The sequence below is a fragment of the Pseudoxanthomonas helianthi genome (assembly GCF_017939625.1).
GTDB lineage: Bacteria > Pseudomonadota > Gammaproteobacteria > Xanthomonadales > Xanthomonadaceae > Pseudoxanthomonas_A > Pseudoxanthomonas_A helianthi.
Window position 1 is genome coordinate 1178908 of record NZ_JAGKTC010000001.1, and the last position, 17398, is coordinate 1196305.

Genomic DNA, 17398 nt, shown 5'->3' on the forward strand with positions numbered 1-17398 from the left:
GCGGTTGGGGCCGAACCAGATCTCGCACACATGCCTCATTCGCAGCCCGCCTTTTGCGCCATCTATCGCTGGCGCCTGCACCCTGGTTCCGAAGATTCCTTTGTGCAGGCGTGGTCGCGCGTGACCCAGCTACTGCGGGCAGAGCGGGGATCGCTGGGCTCCCGCTTGCATCGCGGTCCGGACAACATCTGGTACAGCTACACGCAGTGGCCTTCCGCCGAAGCGAAAGCCGAAGGCCTCGCCCAACCATCCGTGGATCCGGAAGCCTGGCAACAGATGCGGAACGCCATCGCGGAAAGCTTGCCCGAGCTGATCCTTGAACCGATATCGGATTACCTGGCGCCGCTGCCCCGCCACGATGCCTGACCGTTCCTTCGCAACGAAGCCGCTGGGCGGCCGGGATTGTGATGAGGGGCCAACCCAATGCATGGAGATGACGATGAAAACCTGGATCCTGGCGCTCGCATTGTTTTCCGTCTCGATCGATTGCATCGCGCAGGAAAAGCCCGGCGCCTACGCGAGGATCGTGACGATCAGCCCGCACCCGGGGAAGGACGCCGAGTTCACCGCCGGGTACGAAAGGCATATCCAGTGGCACAAGAACAACAAGGATCCGTGGGCGTGGTACGGCTGGACCGTGGTCCTGGGCCCGCGCCTGGGTTACTTCATGGACGGTACCTTCGGGCACCCGGCACAGGATTTCGACAACGCCATCAAGCCTGCGGAAGACGTCGCGGACAACAACGCGAATGTAGCGCCCTACGCGGACTTCACCAGCCACGGAATCTATGAGCGCCTCGACCATTTGGGCAAGGGACCGGTCCTGCCCGACGCATCCGCCTTCCTGTTCTTGAATTCCTATCAGGTGACCGCTGGCGAAGAAGCCAGGTTCGAGCAGTCGGTCGGCAACCTGCAGGAACCCAATTTCACCGTCTACCGGTTGAAAACCGGCGGAGATGGTTCGCGTTACCTGCTGTTCCGGGCCGGAGACCATTTCTCCGATGCCGCCACCATCAAGGAAGTGAAGTTCGAGCGCGGGATTGTCGAATCCATGACCAGCGAGGTCTTCCGCTTTCGTCCGAGCATGAGCCATATCCCCTGACAGCGGCCCGACCATGAGCCCACTTCGGCAGTCATGGCCTTCTGCATACGGCGACGACATCATTATGGAAGCAGCCAGCGCCGCTTCTCGAACAGAATTGATTCAGTCGCAAGCGAAAGGAGACCTCATGGCAGTCAAGCGCATGGACAACGTCGGCATCGTGGTAGAAGACCTCGATGCCGCCATCGGGTTCTTCACGGAACTCGGCCTTATCCTCGAAGGTCGCATGCCCATCGAGGGCGAATGGGCCGGCCGCATCACCGGCCTGCGCGGCCAGCGCGTCGAGATCGCCATGATGCGCACCCCCGATGGCCACGGCCGCCTGGAGCTCTCGCGCTTCGACACCCCTGCCATCGCGTCCGATCACCGCACCGCCCCGGTGAACTCATTGGGATATCTGCGCGTCATGTTCGCCGTCGAGGACATCGACGACACCCTCGTACGACTCAAGAAGCTCGGTGCCTCGGTGGTCGATGAGATCGTCGATTACGAGAAGGTCTACCGGATCTGCTACATCCGTGGTCCAGAAGGGATCCTCATAGGCCTTGCCCAAGAACTGCCGCAGTAGAGTGGGCGCCCGCCACTTGGCGTCGCTCCGTGGCGGGAGCCTTGTCAGGCTCGAACTCATGGCTTGCAGCAGTACACTTGCCGGGTTCGGCGTTGGTTGTAAAAGTCCCGGGTGGGACCCCACAAATCGTTCAAGCCGAAGCCGTTTCCCGGCTTGACTCAATTCAGGCGCCAGACGGCCATGACGGCTCTGCATGCTGCGGCATTACTGATCTTCCTCCTGGGCCTGGCGCACTCGGTCTTGGGAGAACGTTTCATCCTTGTCCGCCTGTTCCGCCGCGACAACCTGCCCAAGTTGTTCGGGGGGACCGAGTTCACGGCTCGCACTCTTCGCTTCGCATGGCACATCACGACGGTCGCGTGGTGGGGAATCGCGGTGCTGCTTTGGACGGCCGCGTCCGGCAACCCGACTCGAACATCCGTACTGACCGTCCTGGGCTATACCCTGGTCCTGTCGGGAATTCTCCCGCTCGCCCTCACCCGTGGCCGGCACCTGTCATGGCTCGTGCTCTTCCTGTCCGGCGGCCTGGTGCTGTGGTGCGCCGCCTGACGATCCCTTCCGGCCTGCGCCGCCTCGCGGCCTGGCTCAATTCAGGCGTCGAATCGCCGGGAACCCGTATGCCCACCAGAGAAGAATTCGTAGAGCACCTTTGGAAGGAAATGATCAATCCGCTGGATCAGACTTCCCGGCTCGACAACATCATCGCCAACTGCAAGCGCCGCCCGGATGACCCGTTCGCGGAAGTGGGGCCGGCGATCGAACGCGCGCTTGCGGCCGGCGTCTCCGCGGAGGATATTTGCCTGATCATCCGCAGCACCACGTACGAAGCCGTGTTCGGCACGCTCTATGCGATCGGCGATCCTGGCGTCGACGACAACGACGTCTTCGGCCTGTACGAACTCATGGCCACGTCCCCGAGCGCCAAGTGGTGACTGGGACACAGCGGGGCCCAATCCATCCGAGGTGATGCCATGCGCCTGGACAAAGTCTTCGCCATCAAGTTCGCCAGCCTCTATCCGCTGTACGTCAGGAAGGTGGAATCCAAGGGCCGCTCGAAGGAAGAGCTCGACCAGGTCATCCGCTGGCTGACGGGCTACAGCCCGAAGGGACTGCAACAGCAGATCGGGTCCGACAACGACCTCCAAGCCTTCTTCGCCCAGGCGCCTGCATTCAATCCGAACGCGTCGTCGATCAAGGGCGTGGTGTGCGGCGTGCGGGTGGAGGAAATCGAGGATCCGCTGATGCGGAAGATCCGCTATCTCGACAAGCTGGTCGACGAACTCGCCAAGGGAAAGGCCATGGACAAGATCCTGCGCGAATAGCCCATCCGAACCGCCGCCACACGTAGCCAGGAGACAAGACGTGAATACGATGACGCAAGCCGGGATCCCCGCATTCCTGATCGAACTCGAAGACGCGTTCAACGAAGCCATGATCTCCAACGACGTTGCGCGGATCTCGCGCTGCATCACCGACGACTGGATACTGGTCACGCCGGAGGCCGGCCCCGTTCCCCGTTCGCGCATCCTCGATGTCATCGGCTCCGGCCTGCTGAGCCACGCCACGATGACCAAGGTGGCAACCCATGCGTGCGTGGCCGGGGACATCGCCTGGGTCACCGGCCGCGGCCAGAACACCGGCACGTTCGACGGAAAGCCCATGGCCGCCGACGAATACATCACCGACATCTACCGGAAAGTGGACGGCACCTGGCGCTGCATGCTGACGCATCTCACGCCTGTCGGCGGTCTGCCGCCGGGCAGTGCCTGACGGTTCAATCGGGTCAACGCTGCCTTGCTGTCGAGGCATACTCCGTTGGAACCGACGAGACATCCATGAAAGCCCGCATCACCGTCATCACCCTCGGCGTCGACGACCTGGATCGCGCGCTTTCGTTCTACCGCGATGGCTTGGGCCTGGCCACGAAGGGCATCATCGGCAGGGAGTTCGAACATGGCGCGGTCGCGTTCTTCGACCTGCAATCCGGACTGAAGCTGGCGATCTGGCCGCGCACGAGCATTTCCCACGATTCCGGCTTGCCAGTGGACCGCCCGAGCGCCACCGACCTGACCCTCGGCCACAACGTCGCCTCCCGCGACGAAGTCGACGCGGTGATGAAGCAGGCGGAAGCGGCCGGGGCGACGATCGTCAAACCGGCGCACGAAACCTTCTGGGGCGGTTACGCGGGGTACTTCCAGGACCCCGACGGGCATCTTTGGGAAGTGGTTTGGAACCCGGACTTGCTGCCGCAGGACGACGCCTGACGATCATCGCGGGTTTCAACGCGGCGGCGCAGCCAATTCCTTCGCGCTGAGGTAGCCGTCGGCGTTCGCATCCTGTTTGCGGAACCGTGCGGCGAGGCGCTCGCGGTGTTGGGTGCGGGTGACCGGCTCGCCGCGTCCGCCGGGTTGTTCGAGCGCGGAAAGCACGCCGTCGGCGTTCCGGTCCATGCCGTCGAAGGCGTAGCTCATCCAGTCCTGGTATTCGGCCAGCGACACGCGGCCGTCGGCATCGGCGTCGATGCGCGAAAGGTAGTCGTCGGTGGTGTGGACTTGGGCCGGGGCAGGCAAGCCCAGGATCAACAACAGAAGGGAAACCACCGCGCGCATCGCGACATTGTAGGAGCGCCCCTCGGGGCGCGACCAGAACAAATGGCGCTGCGCGGACATTGCCGTGAGCCGGAGAATCTACGATCGCGCCCCGAGGGGCGCTCCTACACGGTGGTGTGGCTCAATGCGTCAACGCGTAGCCCTTCAGGCGCGCCGAATATTCCTGCAACGCGCGTACGCCGCTGCGCTCCGCCTCGATGCACCAGGCTTGCAGCTGGCGCAGGCGCTCGGCGGCGTCGTGGCTGCGCGCTTCCAGCAGAGCGGCCAGGCGCTTGCGGTGTTCGACCAGCAGCTGGATGCGCGGACGCTGGGCGACCCAGCCGTTCAATTGCTCGCGCGCATCGGGCTTGAGCCAGCGGCCGTCGTCGACCAGGCCGCGCTGCAGCTTGCGCGGCAACAACTGGCGCAGCTTGGCGCCGGCATGCGCGGCTTCTTCCTTCAGTGCCGGCACGAACACGTTGCGCTGGTAGTCGGTCATCGCCTGGAAGCGGTGCGACAGCAGCGCCTTCAGCGTGTCGGCGTCGGGCACGGCGATGTTCGGGCGGATGTCCAACTTCGGCGCCACGCGCAGCACCTTGGCCAGCTTCAGCGATTCCAGCAGCTTGATCGCGGCCCAGCCGATGTCGAATTCCCACTTGCGCATCGAGAAGCGCGACGAGCTGGGGAAGGCGTGGTGGTTGTTGTGCAGTTCCTCGCCGCCGATCCAGAAGCCCCACGGGGTCAGGTTGGTCGAGGTGTCGGCCGATTCGAAGTTGCGGTAGCCCCACCAGTGGCCGAGGCCGTTGACTACGCCAGCGGCCCAGAACGGGATCCACGCCATCTGGATGGCCCACAGCGCCACGCCGGGCAGGCCGAACAGGGCGAAGTGCACGAACAGCAGCAGGGTCGGCCCGAAGGTCGCGAACGGGGTGTACAGGCGGCGCTCGATCCAGTCGTCCGGCGCGCCCTTGCCGTACTGCTCGATGTCCTCGCGCTGCCAGCGCGCTTCGCGGTACAGCTCCACGCCGCGCCAGAACACGTTGCCGATGCCCTTGGTCACCGGGCTGTGCGGATCTTCCTCGGTCTCGACCTTGGCGTGGTGCTTGCGGTGGATCGCCACCCATTCCTTGGTGATCATCGACGTGGTCAGCCACGTCCAGAAACGGAAGAAGTGGTTCAGCACCGGATGGAAGTCGACGCCGCGGTGGGCCTGGCTGCGGTGCAGGTACAGGGTCACCGAGAAGATGGTCAGCTGGGTGAACACCAGCAGCGCGCCGAGCAGGCCCCACCAGCCGAATTGCAGCAGGCCTCCGGTCAGGAAGTCGGCGAGTGACTGGGACATGCGAGGGCTCCGGGGCAAAGGGGCGCCACGGAAGTGGTGCCGAGATCGCCATAATGGGGCTTGCCGGATCGTTTTTCACCCGTCGCCGGCGTATGGCATTCACATTTCCCGCCCCCATCACATCCCCATGTCGACCGTCGCCGAAGTTTCGGACGAAACCGAACTGCCCCTGATCGAACTGGACCGCGCCAGCGTCGTGCGCGGAGAATCGACTGTGCTGCATGAACTATCGCTGCGAGTCGCGCTGGGCCAGCACACCGCGATCCTCGGCGCCAACGGTTGCGGCAAGTCGACCTTCATCAAGCTGATCGACCGCGAGCTGTACCCGCTGGCGCGCGAGGGCGAGGCGCCGGTCAAGGTGTTCGGCCAGCAGCGCTGGAACGTTCAGGAACTGCGCAACCGCCTCGGCGTGGTGACCAACGACCTGACCCGCGACCTGCAGGAGATGTACCGGCTCAGCGTAGAAGACGCGGTGCTGACCGGTTGCTTCGCCACCCTGGTGCTGCACCCGGACGTGGAGATCACCGCCGAACACCGCCAGCGCGCGGGCGAAGCGCTGGCCCGCGTCGGCGCGACCGCGTTGGCGCGGCGCCAGTGTGCCGAGCTGTCGACGGGCGAGATGCGGCGTGTGCTGATCGCGCGCGCGCTGGTCAACCGCCCGCAGGCGCTGCTACTGGACGAGCCGACCACCGGCCTGGACCTGGTCGCGCAGCAGCGTTTCCTGGATCTGCTGCGCGAACTGGCGCGGCAGGGCGTGACCCTGGTGCTGGTGACCCATCACATCGAGGAAATCGTGCCGGAGATCGGTCGCGTGATCCTGCTGCGCGAAGGCCGGGTGCTCGCTGACGGTGCGCGCGATGAAGTGCTGACTTCCGCAAACCTCTCGCAAGCCTACGGCGGAGCGTTGCGCGTAGAACGCAGTGGCGAACGCTTCCAGGTGGCGCTTCTGTAAGAGCGCCCTTCAGGGCGCGACCCGATACTTGCGATTCGACAAACCTCCTCGCCATCCGATTCTCCCGGTCGCGCCCTGAAGGGCGCTCCTACAATGGGAGGCGTCCATCGCGTTTCCCGACTCCCGATCCGCCATGCCTGAACTGCCCGAAGTCGAAACCACCCGCCGCGGCCTGGCGCCGCATGTCGAAGGCAAGCGCGTGCGCGAAGTGCTGCTGCGCCGGCCGGACCTGCGCTGGCCGATCCCCTACGACGTGGTGGAGAAACTGCCGGGCCAGCGCATCAACGCGGTGCGCCGCCGCGCCAAGTACCTGTTGCTGGACACCGCCGCCGGCAGCGCGCTGTTGCACCTGGGCATGACCGGCAGCCTGCGTGTGCTGCCGGCCAGCACCGAGGTCGCCGCGCACGACCATGTGGACTTCTTCCTCAGCTCCGGCCGGGTGCTGCGCTTCAATGATCCGCGCCGTTTCGGCTGTCTGTTGTGGCAGGCGCCGGGCGAGACGCACGAACTGTTGCGCGACCTGGGGCCGGAGCCGCTGGACGACGCGTTCGACGGCGACTACCTGTTCGAGACGTCGCGTGGCCGCAAGGCGCCGGTGAAGACCTTCCTGATGGACCAGCGCATCGTGGTTGGCGTGGGCAACATCTACGCCGCCGAAAGCCTGTTCCGCGCCGGCATCTCGCCGTTGCGCGAGGCGGGCAAAGTGTCGCGCGAGCGTTATGCCTTGTTGGCCGACGCGGTAAAGGACATCCTGGCCTACGCGATCACTCGCGGCGGCACGACCTTGCGCGATTTCATCTCGCCGGATGGCTTGCCGGGTTACTTCGAGCAGGAACTGGCAGTGTACGGGCGTGGCGGGGAAGCCTGCCCGACCTGCGGGCGCAAGCTGAAGGAAGCGAGCATCGGCCAGCGCACCAGCGTGTGGTGCGGGCATTGCCAACGGTAATCGATTCGTAGGGTGGGCCCGGCCCACCTTTGCAGGTATATCGCCGTGCCGTCTGCTGGCGGGCTTGAGCCCGCCCTACGGGCCTTGTCGACCGACGCTAACTGCCTCGCTCGCGGCGGCGGGTACGGGCATGCACCTGGTAATGCGCGTGCGGGCCGGTGCCGTGGGGTTCGGCGAAACAGACTTTCAGGTTGGGTCGCGCGGGATCGTAGATCCAGCGGCGGTTGATGTAACGGGTGACGTCGTCGATCGCTTCGCGCGAGCGTCCGCGCGTGCGCACGTCGACGGCGCGCCAGTCGACGTGGATGCCGCTGGCGTGCAGGGCTGCGTCCTCGGCCGGGGTGCGATGGATCGAGGTAAGGGTGAAATTCCAGCCCCAGCGTTCCGCCGCGTAGCCGGCGGCTTCGTTGACGATGGCCTTGACCTTGGGCGAGAGCCGACGGTCGTTCCATTCGCGCTCGACGCGGGCGGACACGAACCTCAACATGCGCGACAACCTCGCCTTCGTGGAGGTTGTGGGATACGCCATGCGGCGTTACATCGCGATCAAACCGTTGCGTGGATCGTGAAATCAGGGCGTACGGTGGGGACGCTCTTGTGCCCACCGGTCCGTGTCGCGATGGTGGGCACAAAAGCGTGCCCACCCTACGTCATGCTCGTATCGCCAGTTCCACCGCAATTCCCGCGAACACCGCCGCCCCCACCCAGTTGTTGTGCAGGAACGCCTTGAAGCACGCCGCGCGTTCGCGCTTGCGAGCGATGACGAATTCGTACACCACCAGCAACGCGGCAACGCCGATCCCCGCCCAGTAATACGCCCCCAAACCCGCCTGCCGGCCAACCAGCGCCAGCGCGACGAAGAACAGCGCGTACAGGATGCCCTGGATCACCAGGTCCAGGTCGCCAAACAAAATTGCCGTCGATTTCGAACCCGCGCGGATGTCGTCGTCGCGATCGACCATCGCGTACCAGGTGTCGTAGGCCGTCGACCACAGGATGTTCGCCGCGTACAGCACCCACGCCAGCGCCGGCAGCTTGCCTTGCACCGCCGCGAACGCCATCGGGATGCCCCAGCCGAATGCCATGCCCAGGTACACCTGCGGCAGGTAGGTGTAGCGCTTCAGGTACGGATAGCTCGCGGCGAGGAACAGGCCGACGAAGCTCAACCACATCGTCAACCGGTTCAAGGTCAGCACCAGCGCGAAGGCGACGACCATCAGTACCGCGAACACCAGCAGCGCCTCGCGCCCCGACACCTCGCCGGTCGCCAGCGGCCGCGACTTAGTCCGCTCCACCTGCGGGTCGAGCCAGCGGTCGGCGTAGTCGTTGACCACGCAGCCGGCCGAACGGGTCAGCCATACCCCGGCGGTGAACACGAACAGCGTCCACAGCGGCGGGATGCCCTTCGCCGCGATCCACAGCGCCCACCAGGTCGGCCACAGCAACAGCAGCACGCCGATCGGGCGGTCGCCGCGCATCAATCGCCAGTAAGCGCCCAGCCGGCGCTTCCACGGCGGCACATAAGGCGGTTCGAATCGTTCGTAACCCATGCGCAAAGATTAGCAAGCGCGCCAAGCCCGGCGCGGCGGCGTTTGCGTTTACAATGCGCGCCGCGAGCAGTCCTCCTGCCGCTTCCGCATCACGCGCCTGTAGCTCAGCCGGATAGAGTAGTGGCTTCCGAAGCCATTGGTCGGGGGTTCGAATCCCTCCAGGCGCGCCATTCCGTTCTCTCGGGTCCTCGTCGGGATTTCCCGGCCTCGCGCGCAGCGCTCAGGCGTTCGGCGATGGGCAAACCTGCCGTTCGCAAACGCATCGCCTCGCCCCACCAGGCGCCATCGAATCCACTGCACGGAATCGTGCTCGGCACCCCGTATGGCTAGGTGCCGTTCAGCCCCTACCCTTGAAGCTATCGCGTTCAGTTTCCGGACCGCCGCCCGAAATCTCGATGTCCGCCGACGCCACCCCCGCCGTTCGCTTGTCCGGCCTGCGCCTCGACCGCGGCGGGCGGACCATCCTGCATGACGTATCGCTGGAAGTACCGCGCGGCAGCATCACCGCCGTGCTCGGCCCATCGGGCAGCGGCAAGTCGACCCTGCTGGCGGCGCTGACCGGCGAACTGCCGCCGGCCGCGGGCTCGGTCGAGGTGTTCGGCCAGCGGGTGCCGCGGCGCAGTCGCGAACTGCTGGAGCTGCGCAAGAGCATCGGCGTGCTGCTGCAGGGCAACGGCCTGCTGACCGACCTGACCGTGGCCGAGAACGTCGCCCTGCCATTGCGCACGCACACCCGGCTGGCCGACCCGCTGGTCCGCCGCATCGTCGATTTCAAGTTGAACGCGGTCGGTCTGCGCGCCGCCGCCAACGCCTATCCGCGCGAGTTGTCCGGCGGCATGGCCCGCCGCGTCGCCCTGGCCCGCGCGCTGGCCCTGGATCCGCCGCTGATGATCTACGACGAACCGCTGACCGGACTGGACCCGATCGCCAGCGGGGTGATCATGAGCCTGATCCAGCGCCTCAACGACACCCTGGGCCTGACCAGCATCATCGTGACCCACCACGTGCACGAAACCCTGCCGGTCACCGACCAAGCCGTGGTCATCGCCAACGGCGGACTGGTCTTCACCGGCACCCCGAGCGAACTGGAGGCGACCACCGATCCGCTGGTGCGCCAGTTCCTGCGCGGCGAGCCGGACGGGCCGATCGCCTTCGACAACACCACGTTCAACAGCGGGACTTTCCGCGCGGAGGCCGCCTAATGCCCTTCGCCGCTCCGATCCGCGCCCTGGGCGCCGCCGGGCTGTTCTCGCTGTCGGTGTTCCGCGCCTCCAAGCCGACCGGCGACCTGTTCGCCGAGTTCATCAAGGAAATCTACAAGATCGGCGCACGTTCGCTGCCGATCATTGCCGCTGGCGGCGCGTTCGTCGGACTTTCGCTGACCCTGCTGGGTTTCCGGGCGCTCCAGACCTATGGCGCCAGCGACCAGGTCAGCGTGCTGATCGGGCTGGGCCTGTACCGGGAACTGGCGCCCGTGCTGACCGCGCTGCTGTTCGTCGGCCGCGCCGGCAGCTCGATCGCCGCCGAACTGGGCCTGATGCGGGCCACCGACCAGATCAAGGCGCTGGAACTGATGGCCATCGACCCGGTGGCCAAGGCCGTGGCGCCGCGCTTCTGGGCCGCCGTGCTGACCGTGCCGCTGCTGACCGGCTTCTTCTGCACCTTTGCCATCGCTACCGGCTGGTTCGAGGCGGTGCGGATCCTCGGCATCGACAACGGCACCTTCTGGCAGATCATGAAGGACGCGGTCGATATCCAGAAGGACTTCCTGCCGGCGTTCCTGAAGGCCGCCGTATTCGGCGGCACCTCGGCGCTGGTCGCCGCCTATGTCGGCTACCACGCCGAACCGACCATCGAAGGCACGTCGGTCGCCACCACCCGCGCAGTGGTCAACGCCTCGCTGCTGGTGCTGATGTTCAATTTCGTGTTGTCCGCTTTCTTGTTCAGGAGTTGAGTCATGTCCATCCGCGGACCCCGCCTCGAATTCGCCGTCGGCGCCTTCCTGCTGCTGGCCCTGGCCTCGCTGCTGGTCCTGGCCATCGCCAGCACCAACCAGAAGTTCGGCTTCGGCGGCGACAGCTATCCGATCAAGGCCCGTTTCACCAACCTCGGCCAGCTGCGCAAGTCGGCGCCGGTGAAGATCGGCGGCGTCGTGGTCGGCCAGGTCGGCGACATCACGCTGGACCCGGTCAAGTTCGATTCCGTGGTGACCCTGAACATCGACAATCGCTACAAGGATCTGCCCGCCGACACCTCGGCCGGCATCTTCACCAGCGGCCTGCTCGGCGAGAACTACATCGGTCTCTCGCCCGGCGGAGACCCGGAAGTGCTGAAGCCCGGCGACGAGATCGCCTTCACCCAGCCGGCGGTGGACCTGCTGCAAATGGCCGGCAAGTACCTGTTCAGCGGCGGCGGGAATAATGCCGCCGGCAAGACCGACGAAGCGCCGGCCTCCCCCGAAAAGACGGAAGAACCCACCCCATGAAGCTCCGACTGACCTCGCTCGCCCTCGCCTCGGCCCTGCTGGCCGGCGCGCCCGTGCTGGCCCAGGCCCAAGCGGCCCAGCCGGCGCGTACCGCCGCGCCCGCCGCGCAGGGTTCGGCCAGCAAGCTGGTGCTGGACAGCAGCAGCCGCATCATCGGCACGCTGGAAAGCCGCCGCGCCGAGTTCCGCAAGAACCCGACGGCGTTGCGCCAGTACGTGGATACCGAATTCAACCGCGTGTTCGACCGCGACTACGCCGCCCGCCTGGTGCTGGGCGTGCACGGCCGCGGCGCGCCCGACAGCGACATCAAGCTGTTCGCCGACGCGATGGCCGACAACCTGATGTCGCGCTACGGTTCGTCGCTGCTCGACTTCAACAGCAAGCTGCGCGTGCGGGTGAAGTCGGAAACCCCGCTGCCCGGCGGGCGCGGCGTGAAGGTGGCCAGCGAATTGCTGCGCAGCGACGGCGAACCGGTGCCGATCGATTACCTGATGCGCAACAGCGGCGGGCAGTGGAAGGTGTTCGACGTGATGATCGAAGGCATCTCCTACGTGCAGACCTTCAAGAACCAGTTCGACGCCCCGCTGCGCACCAAGTCCATCGCCCAGGTCGCGGCCGACCTGCGCAAGGGCACGCTGCAGGCCGGCGGCAACTGAGCCCGGCCTTGGCGGATTCGACGTTCAAGCGCGAGGGCGATGCCCTGGTCTTCGGCGGCGCGCTCGACCGCGCCGCCGCGGTCGCGCTGTGGCCGCAGGCCAGCCGCGCGCTGTCGGGCGCGCAACGCATCGTCCTGACCAATGTCACTACCGTCGACAGTGCCGGGCTGGCATTGTTGGCCGAACTCGCCGCGCGCCTGCGCCAGGCCGGGCAAGCGCCGCAACTGGTCGGCGAGCCCGCCGGACTGGCCGAGCTGCGCGCCGCCTATCGTTTGGAGCCCTCGCTGGCCTGAACGCCGAGGCTGGCGACCAGCCGGCAGCACGCCGGCACGCTGTCCCAGAAAGACGCTCCCCCACGCGTCTGCGCCCACGGAACCGGGCACAAGGAAACCGGATGAAGCCGTACCGCATCGCCTTCGTCGTACTGTTCGCCGCGCTCGCTTCGGCCTGCGCCTCGGCACCGAAACCCGCTGCGTCCGCTCCCGTCGAACCCGCACTCGTCGATGGCAGCACCTCCGTCGCCGCTGCGGAACCGGCCGCGCAAACGCCGCCGCTCGCCGACGACGCTCAGGTCGTTCCTCCTGCCGATGCCGCCACTCACGCCGTGCCTGCCGATACGGCGGGTAGCGCAAGCGCCGGCACGGCCAACGCCGCCGAGGACGACTTCGCCGCGATCTACGGCCAGGACGCCTACAACCCGGTCGCCGACCCGAACCTGCCTCCCGAGGCGCAGCTGCCGACCAGCTACGACCCCTGGGAGAAGTTCAACCGCAAGATGCACCGCTTCAACAATGCGGTCGACCGCGCTGTCGCCAAACCGTTGGCTCGCGGTTACGTGAAGGTGGTGCCGCGGCCGATCCGGCTGGGCATCGGCAATTTCTTCGACAATCTCGGCCAGCCGTTGACCATCATCAACAGCCTGCTGCAGGGCAAGCCCGGGCGCGCGGGGCAGGCGTTGGGCCGGTTCCTGCTGAACTCGACCCTGGGCATCGGCGGCCTGTTCGATCCCGCCAGCGATGCCGGCCTGCCGCGCAAGAGCGAGGACTTCGGCCAGACCCTCGGCACCTGGGGCTGGAAGCGTTCGCGCTACGTCGAGCTGCCGTTGTTCGGCCCGCGCACGGTGCGCGACGTGTTCGGTCTGGTCGGCGACGCGCCGCTGTCGCCGGTCCGGCAGATCGAAGAGGACCGCGTGCGCCTGGGCTTGCAGGGCCTGAACCTGGTCAACGTGCGCGCCGACCTGCTGCCGCTGGACGCGCAGCGCGAAGGCGTGCCGGACGACTACGCGCTGGTCCGCGACGCATGGTTGCAACGGCGCAGCTACCAGATCGAAAGCGACCGCAAGCACAAGGCCGACGAGGAACTGCCGGATTACCTGAAGGACGAGGAAGAGAACCCGACCGTGCCGATGGACGCGATGCCGGCGGTGGTGCCGATGCAGGGCGGGGGTTGAGTTTTTCCTTCTCCCAGCGGGAGAAGGGTTAAAAAGCCACCGCTCATTCGTCCTCGTCTGCCCGGGCCTCGGGCTCCGGTTCTTCCTGGTCCAGCTCGCCCAGCAACGCCTGCGTCTGCTCCTGCCCCAACGACTCCACGCCACGCAGCTTGCGCTCGATGGTGCGGGTCTTACGACTGGCGTCGCCCAGGCTCTTGCCGACCGTGTTGATCTGCTTTTCCGCTTTCTCGAGGATGCCGGCGAACTTGCCGAACTCGCTCTTCACCGCGCCCAGCAGGCTCCAAACCTCGCTGGAGCGCTGTTCGATAGCGAGAGTCCGGAAACCCATCTGCAGGCTGTTGAGCAATGCCGTCACCGTGGTCGGGCCGGCGATCACCACGCGGTGTTCGCGCTGCAGCAGGTCGACCAGGCCGGGTCGGCGGATGACTTCGGCATACAAGCCTTCGGTCGGCAGGAACATCACCGCGAAATCGGTGGTCTGCGGAGGCGCGATGTATTTGTCGCTGATCGACTTGGCCTGGACGCGAATGGCCCGTTCGAGTTGCGCGCCCGTCGCACGCACCGCTTCGACGTCGCCCTGTTCCTGCGCGTTGAGCAGCTTTTCGTAATCCTCGTGCGGAAACTTGGAATCCAGCGGTAGCCAAACCGGTGCGTCGTGCGCGCCGCGTCCGGGCAGACGCACGGCGAAATCCACCTTCTCGTTGCTTTCCATCCGAACGTTGACGCCGCGCGCGTACTGTTCGGCGGTGAGCGTTTGTTCGAGGATGTTCTCCAGCTGCACTTCGCCCCAACTGCCGCGGTTCTTGACGTTGGTCAGCACGCGCTTGAGGTCGCCCACGCCGGTGGCGAGCTGCTGCATCTCGCCCAGTCCGCGCTGCACCTGCTCCAATCGCTCGGACACCAGTTTGAAGCTCGAATCCAGTCGCGTGTTGAGCGTGCTTTGCAGCTTCTCGTCGACCGTTTCCCGCATCTTCTCCAGTTTCCGGGCATTGTCTTCCTGCAGCGCACGCAGCTGCTGTTCCAGCGTGGCGCGCATCTCGCCGATGCGCAGCTCATTGCGTTGGGTCAGTTCGCGCAATTGTGCGGACAGGGTGTCGGCGAACTGCTGCTGGCGCAGCGTCAATTCCGTGCGCGACTTGTGCGCGTCTTCGGTCAAGGCCGCGCGCAGCACGTCCAGGCGCTGGTCGGTGCGCTCGGTCAGGTCGGCCAGGCTGCGGCCGAAGCCGCCGATGCGTTGCTCCTGCGCCGCCGACAGGCTGTCCAGTTGCTGGCGCAACTCGCCGCGGCCGTCGCGCTGCTCTTCGCGCAGCGCGCGTTCCAGCACGCGTTCGGGCTTGCGCAGCAGCAACACGACCAGCAGAACGACGATGGTCACGGCAAGACCGAGCAGGGCGATCAGGAGAGTCTGGTTATCCATGCGGACAGTGTAGCCGTCCGCGTCTCAACGGATGATCCGCCCTGGGCGCTTCGGTTTATCCTGCGCGTCGGGAGCGAGGGGAAAAAGATGATCCTGTGGGGCTGGGCCGAGCGCACGATCGAGTTCGACCTGCACGAGCGCGAATTCTGCGAATGCTGCGCGGAGCCGCGCGACTTCGGTGTGCGCCTGAAGTACGGCTACGGGCATTTCTACCATCTGTTCGGCTGGGTACGGCACCAGCAGTACCAACTGGTGTGCCCGGTGTGCAGCCACGGGTGGTTGCTGAACCCGGACAGCGCACGGGCGCTGCTCGGTGGCGAGCCGATTCCGTTCTACCAGCGCCATGGCTGGTGGGTGATGCTGGCATTGGCGGCGATCGTCGGTATCGCGGCTTACATTCGTCACCATCCTGCCTGAAACCTGTCCTTCCCGGCCGACGGCCCCCGTTTCTGCGGGAATGGAGGACCCAACCATGCGCAGGATCGAAAGAATCGCGGCCGCCATGCGCGCACCGCTCGCCATCGCCCTGCTCGCCACGGGGTTGTCCGTGCGGGCCGATGCGATCACCGACTGCAACATCGAAGCCGGCAAGATCATCATGGCCGCGGACATGAAGCCGCCACCAGCCAATCGCGTGTTGGCGATCGTCCACACCGCGACCTACGAAGCGGTCAATGCCATTACCCACCGCTATCCGGACGACGGTCTCATGCTGGGCGCCACGCCCGATGCGTCGATCGACGCCGCAGTGGCCGCGGCCAGCCATGCCGCCCTGTCGAAGTTGCTGCCGGCGCAGCAAGCCGCGATCGACGCGTCCTACCAGGCCACGCTCGCGAAGATCGCCGACAATCCGGCGAAGTCGGCTGGGCTCGGTATCGGCGAACGCGCCGCACAGGCGGTGCTGACCGCGCGCGAGAACGACGGCATCGCGGGCGCCGAAGCCTATCGGCCGCAAACCGCCGCCGGCGTTTACGTGCCGACTGCGCTGCCCGCGGTATCGCAATGGCCGGGGCGAAAGCCCTGGCTGATGGCCAGCGCGGCGCAGTTCCGCCCCGATCCGCCACCGACCTTGGCCGGCGAAACCTGGGCGCGCGACTACAACGAGATCAAGGCGATGGGCGCGAAAAACAGCACGGCGCGCAGCGCCGAGCAGACCGCCGTCGCCAGGTTCTGGGAAGCGACCCTGCCGCCGATCTACTACGGCGTGGTGCGTTCGGTCGCGGACATGCCCGGCCGCGACGTGACCCGCAACGCCCGCCTGTACGCGACGGTGGCACAGGCGGTGGACGATGCGCTGATCGCCGTGTTCGACGCCAAGTACCACTACGGTTTCTGGCGGCCGATCACCGCGATCCGCAACGGCGACAACGACGGCAACAACGCCACCGAGCGCGACGCGTCGTGGGTACCGTTCATCGATACGCCGATGCATCCCGAATATCCGTGCGCCCACTGCATCGTCGCCAGCACGGTCGGTACGGTGTTGAAGGCGGAGCTGGGCGGTACGCCGGCGCCCAGGCTGACCACGACCAGCTATACGGCCGGCGATGTGGCGCGCAGCTGGACCAGCATCGATGCCTTCGTCGACGAAGTGTCGAACGCGCGCATCTGGGATGGCGTGCATTTCCGCAACTCCACTGAGGTGGGCAAGGCCATGGGCCGGCAGGTCGGCGAGCTAGCGGCGCAACGGTATTTGCAGGCGAAACCCTAGTCGGGACCCCTGCTCGGTTCCCGTGGGAACGACGTAAGTCGCGAATCCCTGTCCTCTATTGAGGAAGAGCTTTCGCGACTTACGTCGCTCCCACCGGGAAGGATGATCGCGTCCGGTTGGGTGTCGCGGGGCGCGTCTCAATCGTTGCGCCGGTGCGCTGTTATTCTCGCTTCCCCGACAGCACAGCACGGATGGCTCCAGCCCAATGAACGAATCCAAGCTCAACGAATACCTGGTCATTTCCCGCGGCCAATGGGACGCGGACGCTTCCCCGGAAACGATCCAGGCGGCGATCGACCAGTTCTACGATTGGCTGGACGCGCACGTCGCCGCGGGGCACATGCGCAGGGGTTCGCGGCTGACCCGCGAGGTCGCGCTGGTGACGCGGAAACGCACGGTCACCGACGGACCGTTCGCCGAGATCAAGGAAATGATCGGCGGCTTCTGGTTCGTTCTGGCGCCGTCGCTGGAAGCGGCCGCGCAGTTGCTGTCGGACAGCCCGACGGTGCAGCAGGGCATCTTCTACGAAGTCCGACCGCTGGATCCGGAGCGGGCAAGCGCGCACGTCGTCAGCAGCGAGACGCCTAACCAGTAGAAACTCTCGTGGAAGCGGCCAGGGCCGCGAGTGCTT

24 protein-coding genes and 1 tRNA gene are annotated in these 17398 nt (G+C 66.1%); 20 read left to right on the forward strand and 5 right to left on the reverse strand.

Going from position 1 to position 17398, the window contains the following annotated elements:
- The first annotated feature begins 30 nt into the window (after positions 1 to 30).
- The 8 genes from J5837_RS05335 (at position 31) to J5837_RS05370 (ending at position 3934) form a co-directional block, all read left to right on the forward strand.
- Positions 31 to 366 (forward strand): antibiotic biosynthesis monooxygenase family protein, encoded by a 336-nt coding sequence (locus tag J5837_RS05335; protein WP_210535664.1) that lies wholly within the window; start codon positions 31 to 33, stop codon positions 364 to 366.
- Positions 367 to 433: 67 nt separating this feature from the next.
- Positions 434 to 1102 carry a hypothetical protein gene (locus tag J5837_RS05340; RefSeq protein ID WP_210535665.1) on the forward strand — a complete coding sequence of 223 codons (669 nt, stop codon included), beginning with the start codon at positions 434 to 436 and terminating at the stop codon, positions 1100 to 1102.
- A 127-nt stretch (positions 1103 to 1229) separates the two neighbouring features.
- A complete protein-coding gene (locus J5837_RS05345) occupies positions 1230 to 1670 on the forward strand; it encodes a VOC family protein (protein WP_210535666.1) in 441 nt (146 codons plus the stop codon).
- A 180-nt stretch (positions 1671 to 1850) separates the two neighbouring features.
- Complete coding sequence (locus tag J5837_RS05350) at positions 1851 to 2219, forward strand: hypothetical protein (protein ID WP_210535667.1); 369 nt, start codon at positions 1851 to 1853, stop codon at positions 2217 to 2219.
- A complete protein-coding gene (locus tag J5837_RS05355) occupies positions 2207 to 2602 on the forward strand; it encodes a hypothetical protein (protein WP_210535668.1) in 396 nt (131 codons plus the stop codon). The genes J5837_RS05350 and J5837_RS05355 overlap by 13 nt, the downstream gene beginning before the upstream one ends.
- 39 nt (positions 2603 to 2641) lie before the next feature.
- A complete protein-coding gene (locus tag J5837_RS05360) occupies positions 2642 to 2992 on the forward strand; it encodes a DUF2200 domain-containing protein (RefSeq protein WP_210535669.1) in 351 nt (116 codons plus the stop codon).
- 49 nt (positions 2993 to 3041) lie between these two features.
- The gene (locus J5837_RS05365) at positions 3042 to 3440 is read left to right on the forward strand and encodes a nuclear transport factor 2 family protein (RefSeq protein WP_244755811.1); all 399 of its coding nucleotides are present in this window, start codon (positions 3042 to 3044) and stop codon (positions 3438 to 3440) included.
- A 65-nt stretch (positions 3441 to 3505) separates the two neighbouring features.
- Positions 3506 to 3934 carry a VOC family protein gene (locus tag J5837_RS05370; protein WP_210535671.1) on the forward strand — a complete coding sequence of 143 codons (429 nt, stop codon included), beginning with the start codon at positions 3506 to 3508 and terminating at the stop codon, positions 3932 to 3934.
- Positions 3935 to 3949: 15 nt separating this feature from the next.
- Here J5837_RS05370 and J5837_RS05375 read toward each other — a convergent pair whose 3' ends face one another.
- Together J5837_RS05375 and J5837_RS05380 are read right to left on the reverse strand one after the other, a co-directional pair.
- The gene (locus J5837_RS05375; RefSeq protein ID WP_210536149.1) at positions 3950 to 4279 is read right to left on the reverse strand and encodes an EF-hand domain-containing protein; all 330 of its coding nucleotides are present in this window, start codon (positions 4277 to 4279) and stop codon (positions 3950 to 3952) included.
- 121 nt (positions 4280 to 4400) lie between these two features.
- On the reverse strand, positions 4401 to 5600 hold the full coding sequence (locus J5837_RS05380; RefSeq protein WP_210535672.1) for a DesA family fatty acid desaturase: 1200 nt from the start codon (positions 5598 to 5600) through the stop codon (positions 4401 to 4403).
- Between the two features lie 127 nt (positions 5601 to 5727).
- Between J5837_RS05380 and J5837_RS05385 the strand changes: the two genes are divergently transcribed.
- Together J5837_RS05385 and mutM are read left to right on the forward strand one after the other, a co-directional pair.
- Entirely contained in the window at positions 5728 to 6552 is an 825-nt protein-coding gene (locus tag J5837_RS05385) for an ABC transporter ATP-binding protein (RefSeq protein WP_210535673.1), read from the forward strand.
- A 133-nt stretch (positions 6553 to 6685) separates the two neighbouring features.
- Positions 6686 to 7498 carry a bifunctional DNA-formamidopyrimidine glycosylase/DNA-(apurinic or apyrimidinic site) lyase gene (gene mutM, locus J5837_RS05390; RefSeq protein WP_210535674.1) on the forward strand — a complete coding sequence of 271 codons (813 nt, stop codon included), beginning with the start codon at positions 6686 to 6688 and terminating at the stop codon, positions 7496 to 7498.
- 97 nt (positions 7499 to 7595) lie between these two features.
- On the opposite strand, the gene J5837_RS05395 is transcribed toward mutM, so the two are convergent.
- Positions 7596 to 7973 carry a hypothetical protein gene (locus tag J5837_RS05395; protein ID WP_210535675.1) on the reverse strand — a complete coding sequence of 126 codons (378 nt, stop codon included), beginning with the start codon at positions 7971 to 7973 and terminating at the stop codon, positions 7596 to 7598.
- A 175-nt stretch (positions 7974 to 8148) separates the two neighbouring features.
- On the reverse strand, positions 8149 to 9048 hold the full coding sequence (ubiA, locus tag J5837_RS05400; RefSeq protein ID WP_210535676.1) for a 4-hydroxybenzoate octaprenyltransferase: 900 nt from the start codon (positions 9046 to 9048) through the stop codon (positions 8149 to 8151).
- 93 nt (positions 9049 to 9141) lie between these two features.
- On the opposite strand from ubiA, the gene J5837_RS05405 reads away from it, so the two are divergent.
- The 7 genes from J5837_RS05405 (at position 9142) to J5837_RS05435 (ending at position 13639) form a co-directional block, all read left to right on the forward strand.
- A tRNA-Arg gene (locus tag J5837_RS05405) sits at positions 9142 to 9218 on the forward strand.
- A 225-nt stretch (positions 9219 to 9443) separates the two neighbouring features.
- Complete coding sequence (locus tag J5837_RS05410; RefSeq protein WP_210535677.1) at positions 9444 to 10250, forward strand: ABC transporter ATP-binding protein; 807 nt, start codon at positions 9444 to 9446, stop codon at positions 10248 to 10250.
- Entirely contained in the window at positions 10250 to 11002 is a 753-nt protein-coding gene (locus J5837_RS05415) for an MlaE family lipid ABC transporter permease subunit (RefSeq protein WP_210535678.1), read from the forward strand. The genes J5837_RS05410 and J5837_RS05415 overlap by 1 nt, the downstream gene beginning before the upstream one ends.
- Before the next feature lie 3 nt (positions 11003 to 11005).
- Positions 11006 to 11533 (forward strand): outer membrane lipid asymmetry maintenance protein MlaD, encoded by a 528-nt coding sequence (mlaD, locus tag J5837_RS05420; RefSeq protein WP_210535679.1) that lies wholly within the window; start codon positions 11006 to 11008, stop codon positions 11531 to 11533.
- The gene (locus J5837_RS05425; RefSeq protein ID WP_210535680.1) at positions 11530 to 12189 is read left to right on the forward strand and encodes an MlaC/ttg2D family ABC transporter substrate-binding protein; all 660 of its coding nucleotides are present in this window, start codon (positions 11530 to 11532) and stop codon (positions 12187 to 12189) included. The genes mlaD and J5837_RS05425 overlap by 4 nt, the downstream gene beginning before the upstream one ends.
- Positions 12190 to 12197: 8 nt before the next feature.
- Positions 12198 to 12482, forward strand: a complete 285-nt coding sequence (locus tag J5837_RS05430) for an STAS domain-containing protein (RefSeq protein WP_210535681.1) — start codon at positions 12198 to 12200, stop codon at positions 12480 to 12482.
- A 101-nt stretch (positions 12483 to 12583) separates the two neighbouring features.
- On the forward strand, positions 12584 to 13639 hold the full coding sequence (locus J5837_RS05435; RefSeq protein ID WP_210535682.1) for an MlaA family lipoprotein: 1056 nt from the start codon (positions 12584 to 12586) through the stop codon (positions 13637 to 13639).
- A gap of 43 nt (positions 13640 to 13682) precedes the next feature.
- Here J5837_RS05435 and J5837_RS05440 read toward each other — a convergent pair whose 3' ends face one another.
- Complete coding sequence (locus tag J5837_RS05440) at positions 13683 to 15056, reverse strand: DNA recombination protein RmuC (protein ID WP_210535683.1); 1374 nt, start codon at positions 15054 to 15056, stop codon at positions 13683 to 13685.
- A gap of 87 nt (positions 15057 to 15143) precedes the next feature.
- Here J5837_RS05440 and J5837_RS05445 point away from each other — a divergent pair, with 87 nt between their 5' ends.
- The 3 genes from J5837_RS05445 (at position 15144) to J5837_RS05455 (ending at position 17362) form a co-directional block, all read left to right on the forward strand.
- Entirely contained in the window at positions 15144 to 15473 is a 330-nt protein-coding gene (locus J5837_RS05445) for a hypothetical protein (RefSeq protein ID WP_210535684.1), read from the forward strand.
- A gap of 85 nt (positions 15474 to 15558) precedes the next feature.
- Entirely contained in the window at positions 15559 to 16767 is a 1209-nt protein-coding gene (locus J5837_RS05450) for a vanadium-dependent haloperoxidase (RefSeq protein ID WP_210535685.1), read from the forward strand.
- Positions 16768 to 16972: 205 nt separating this feature from the next.
- The gene (locus J5837_RS05455) at positions 16973 to 17362 is read left to right on the forward strand and encodes a YciI family protein (protein WP_210535686.1); all 390 of its coding nucleotides are present in this window, start codon (positions 16973 to 16975) and stop codon (positions 17360 to 17362) included.
- Positions 17363 to 17398 lie beyond the last annotated feature (36 nt).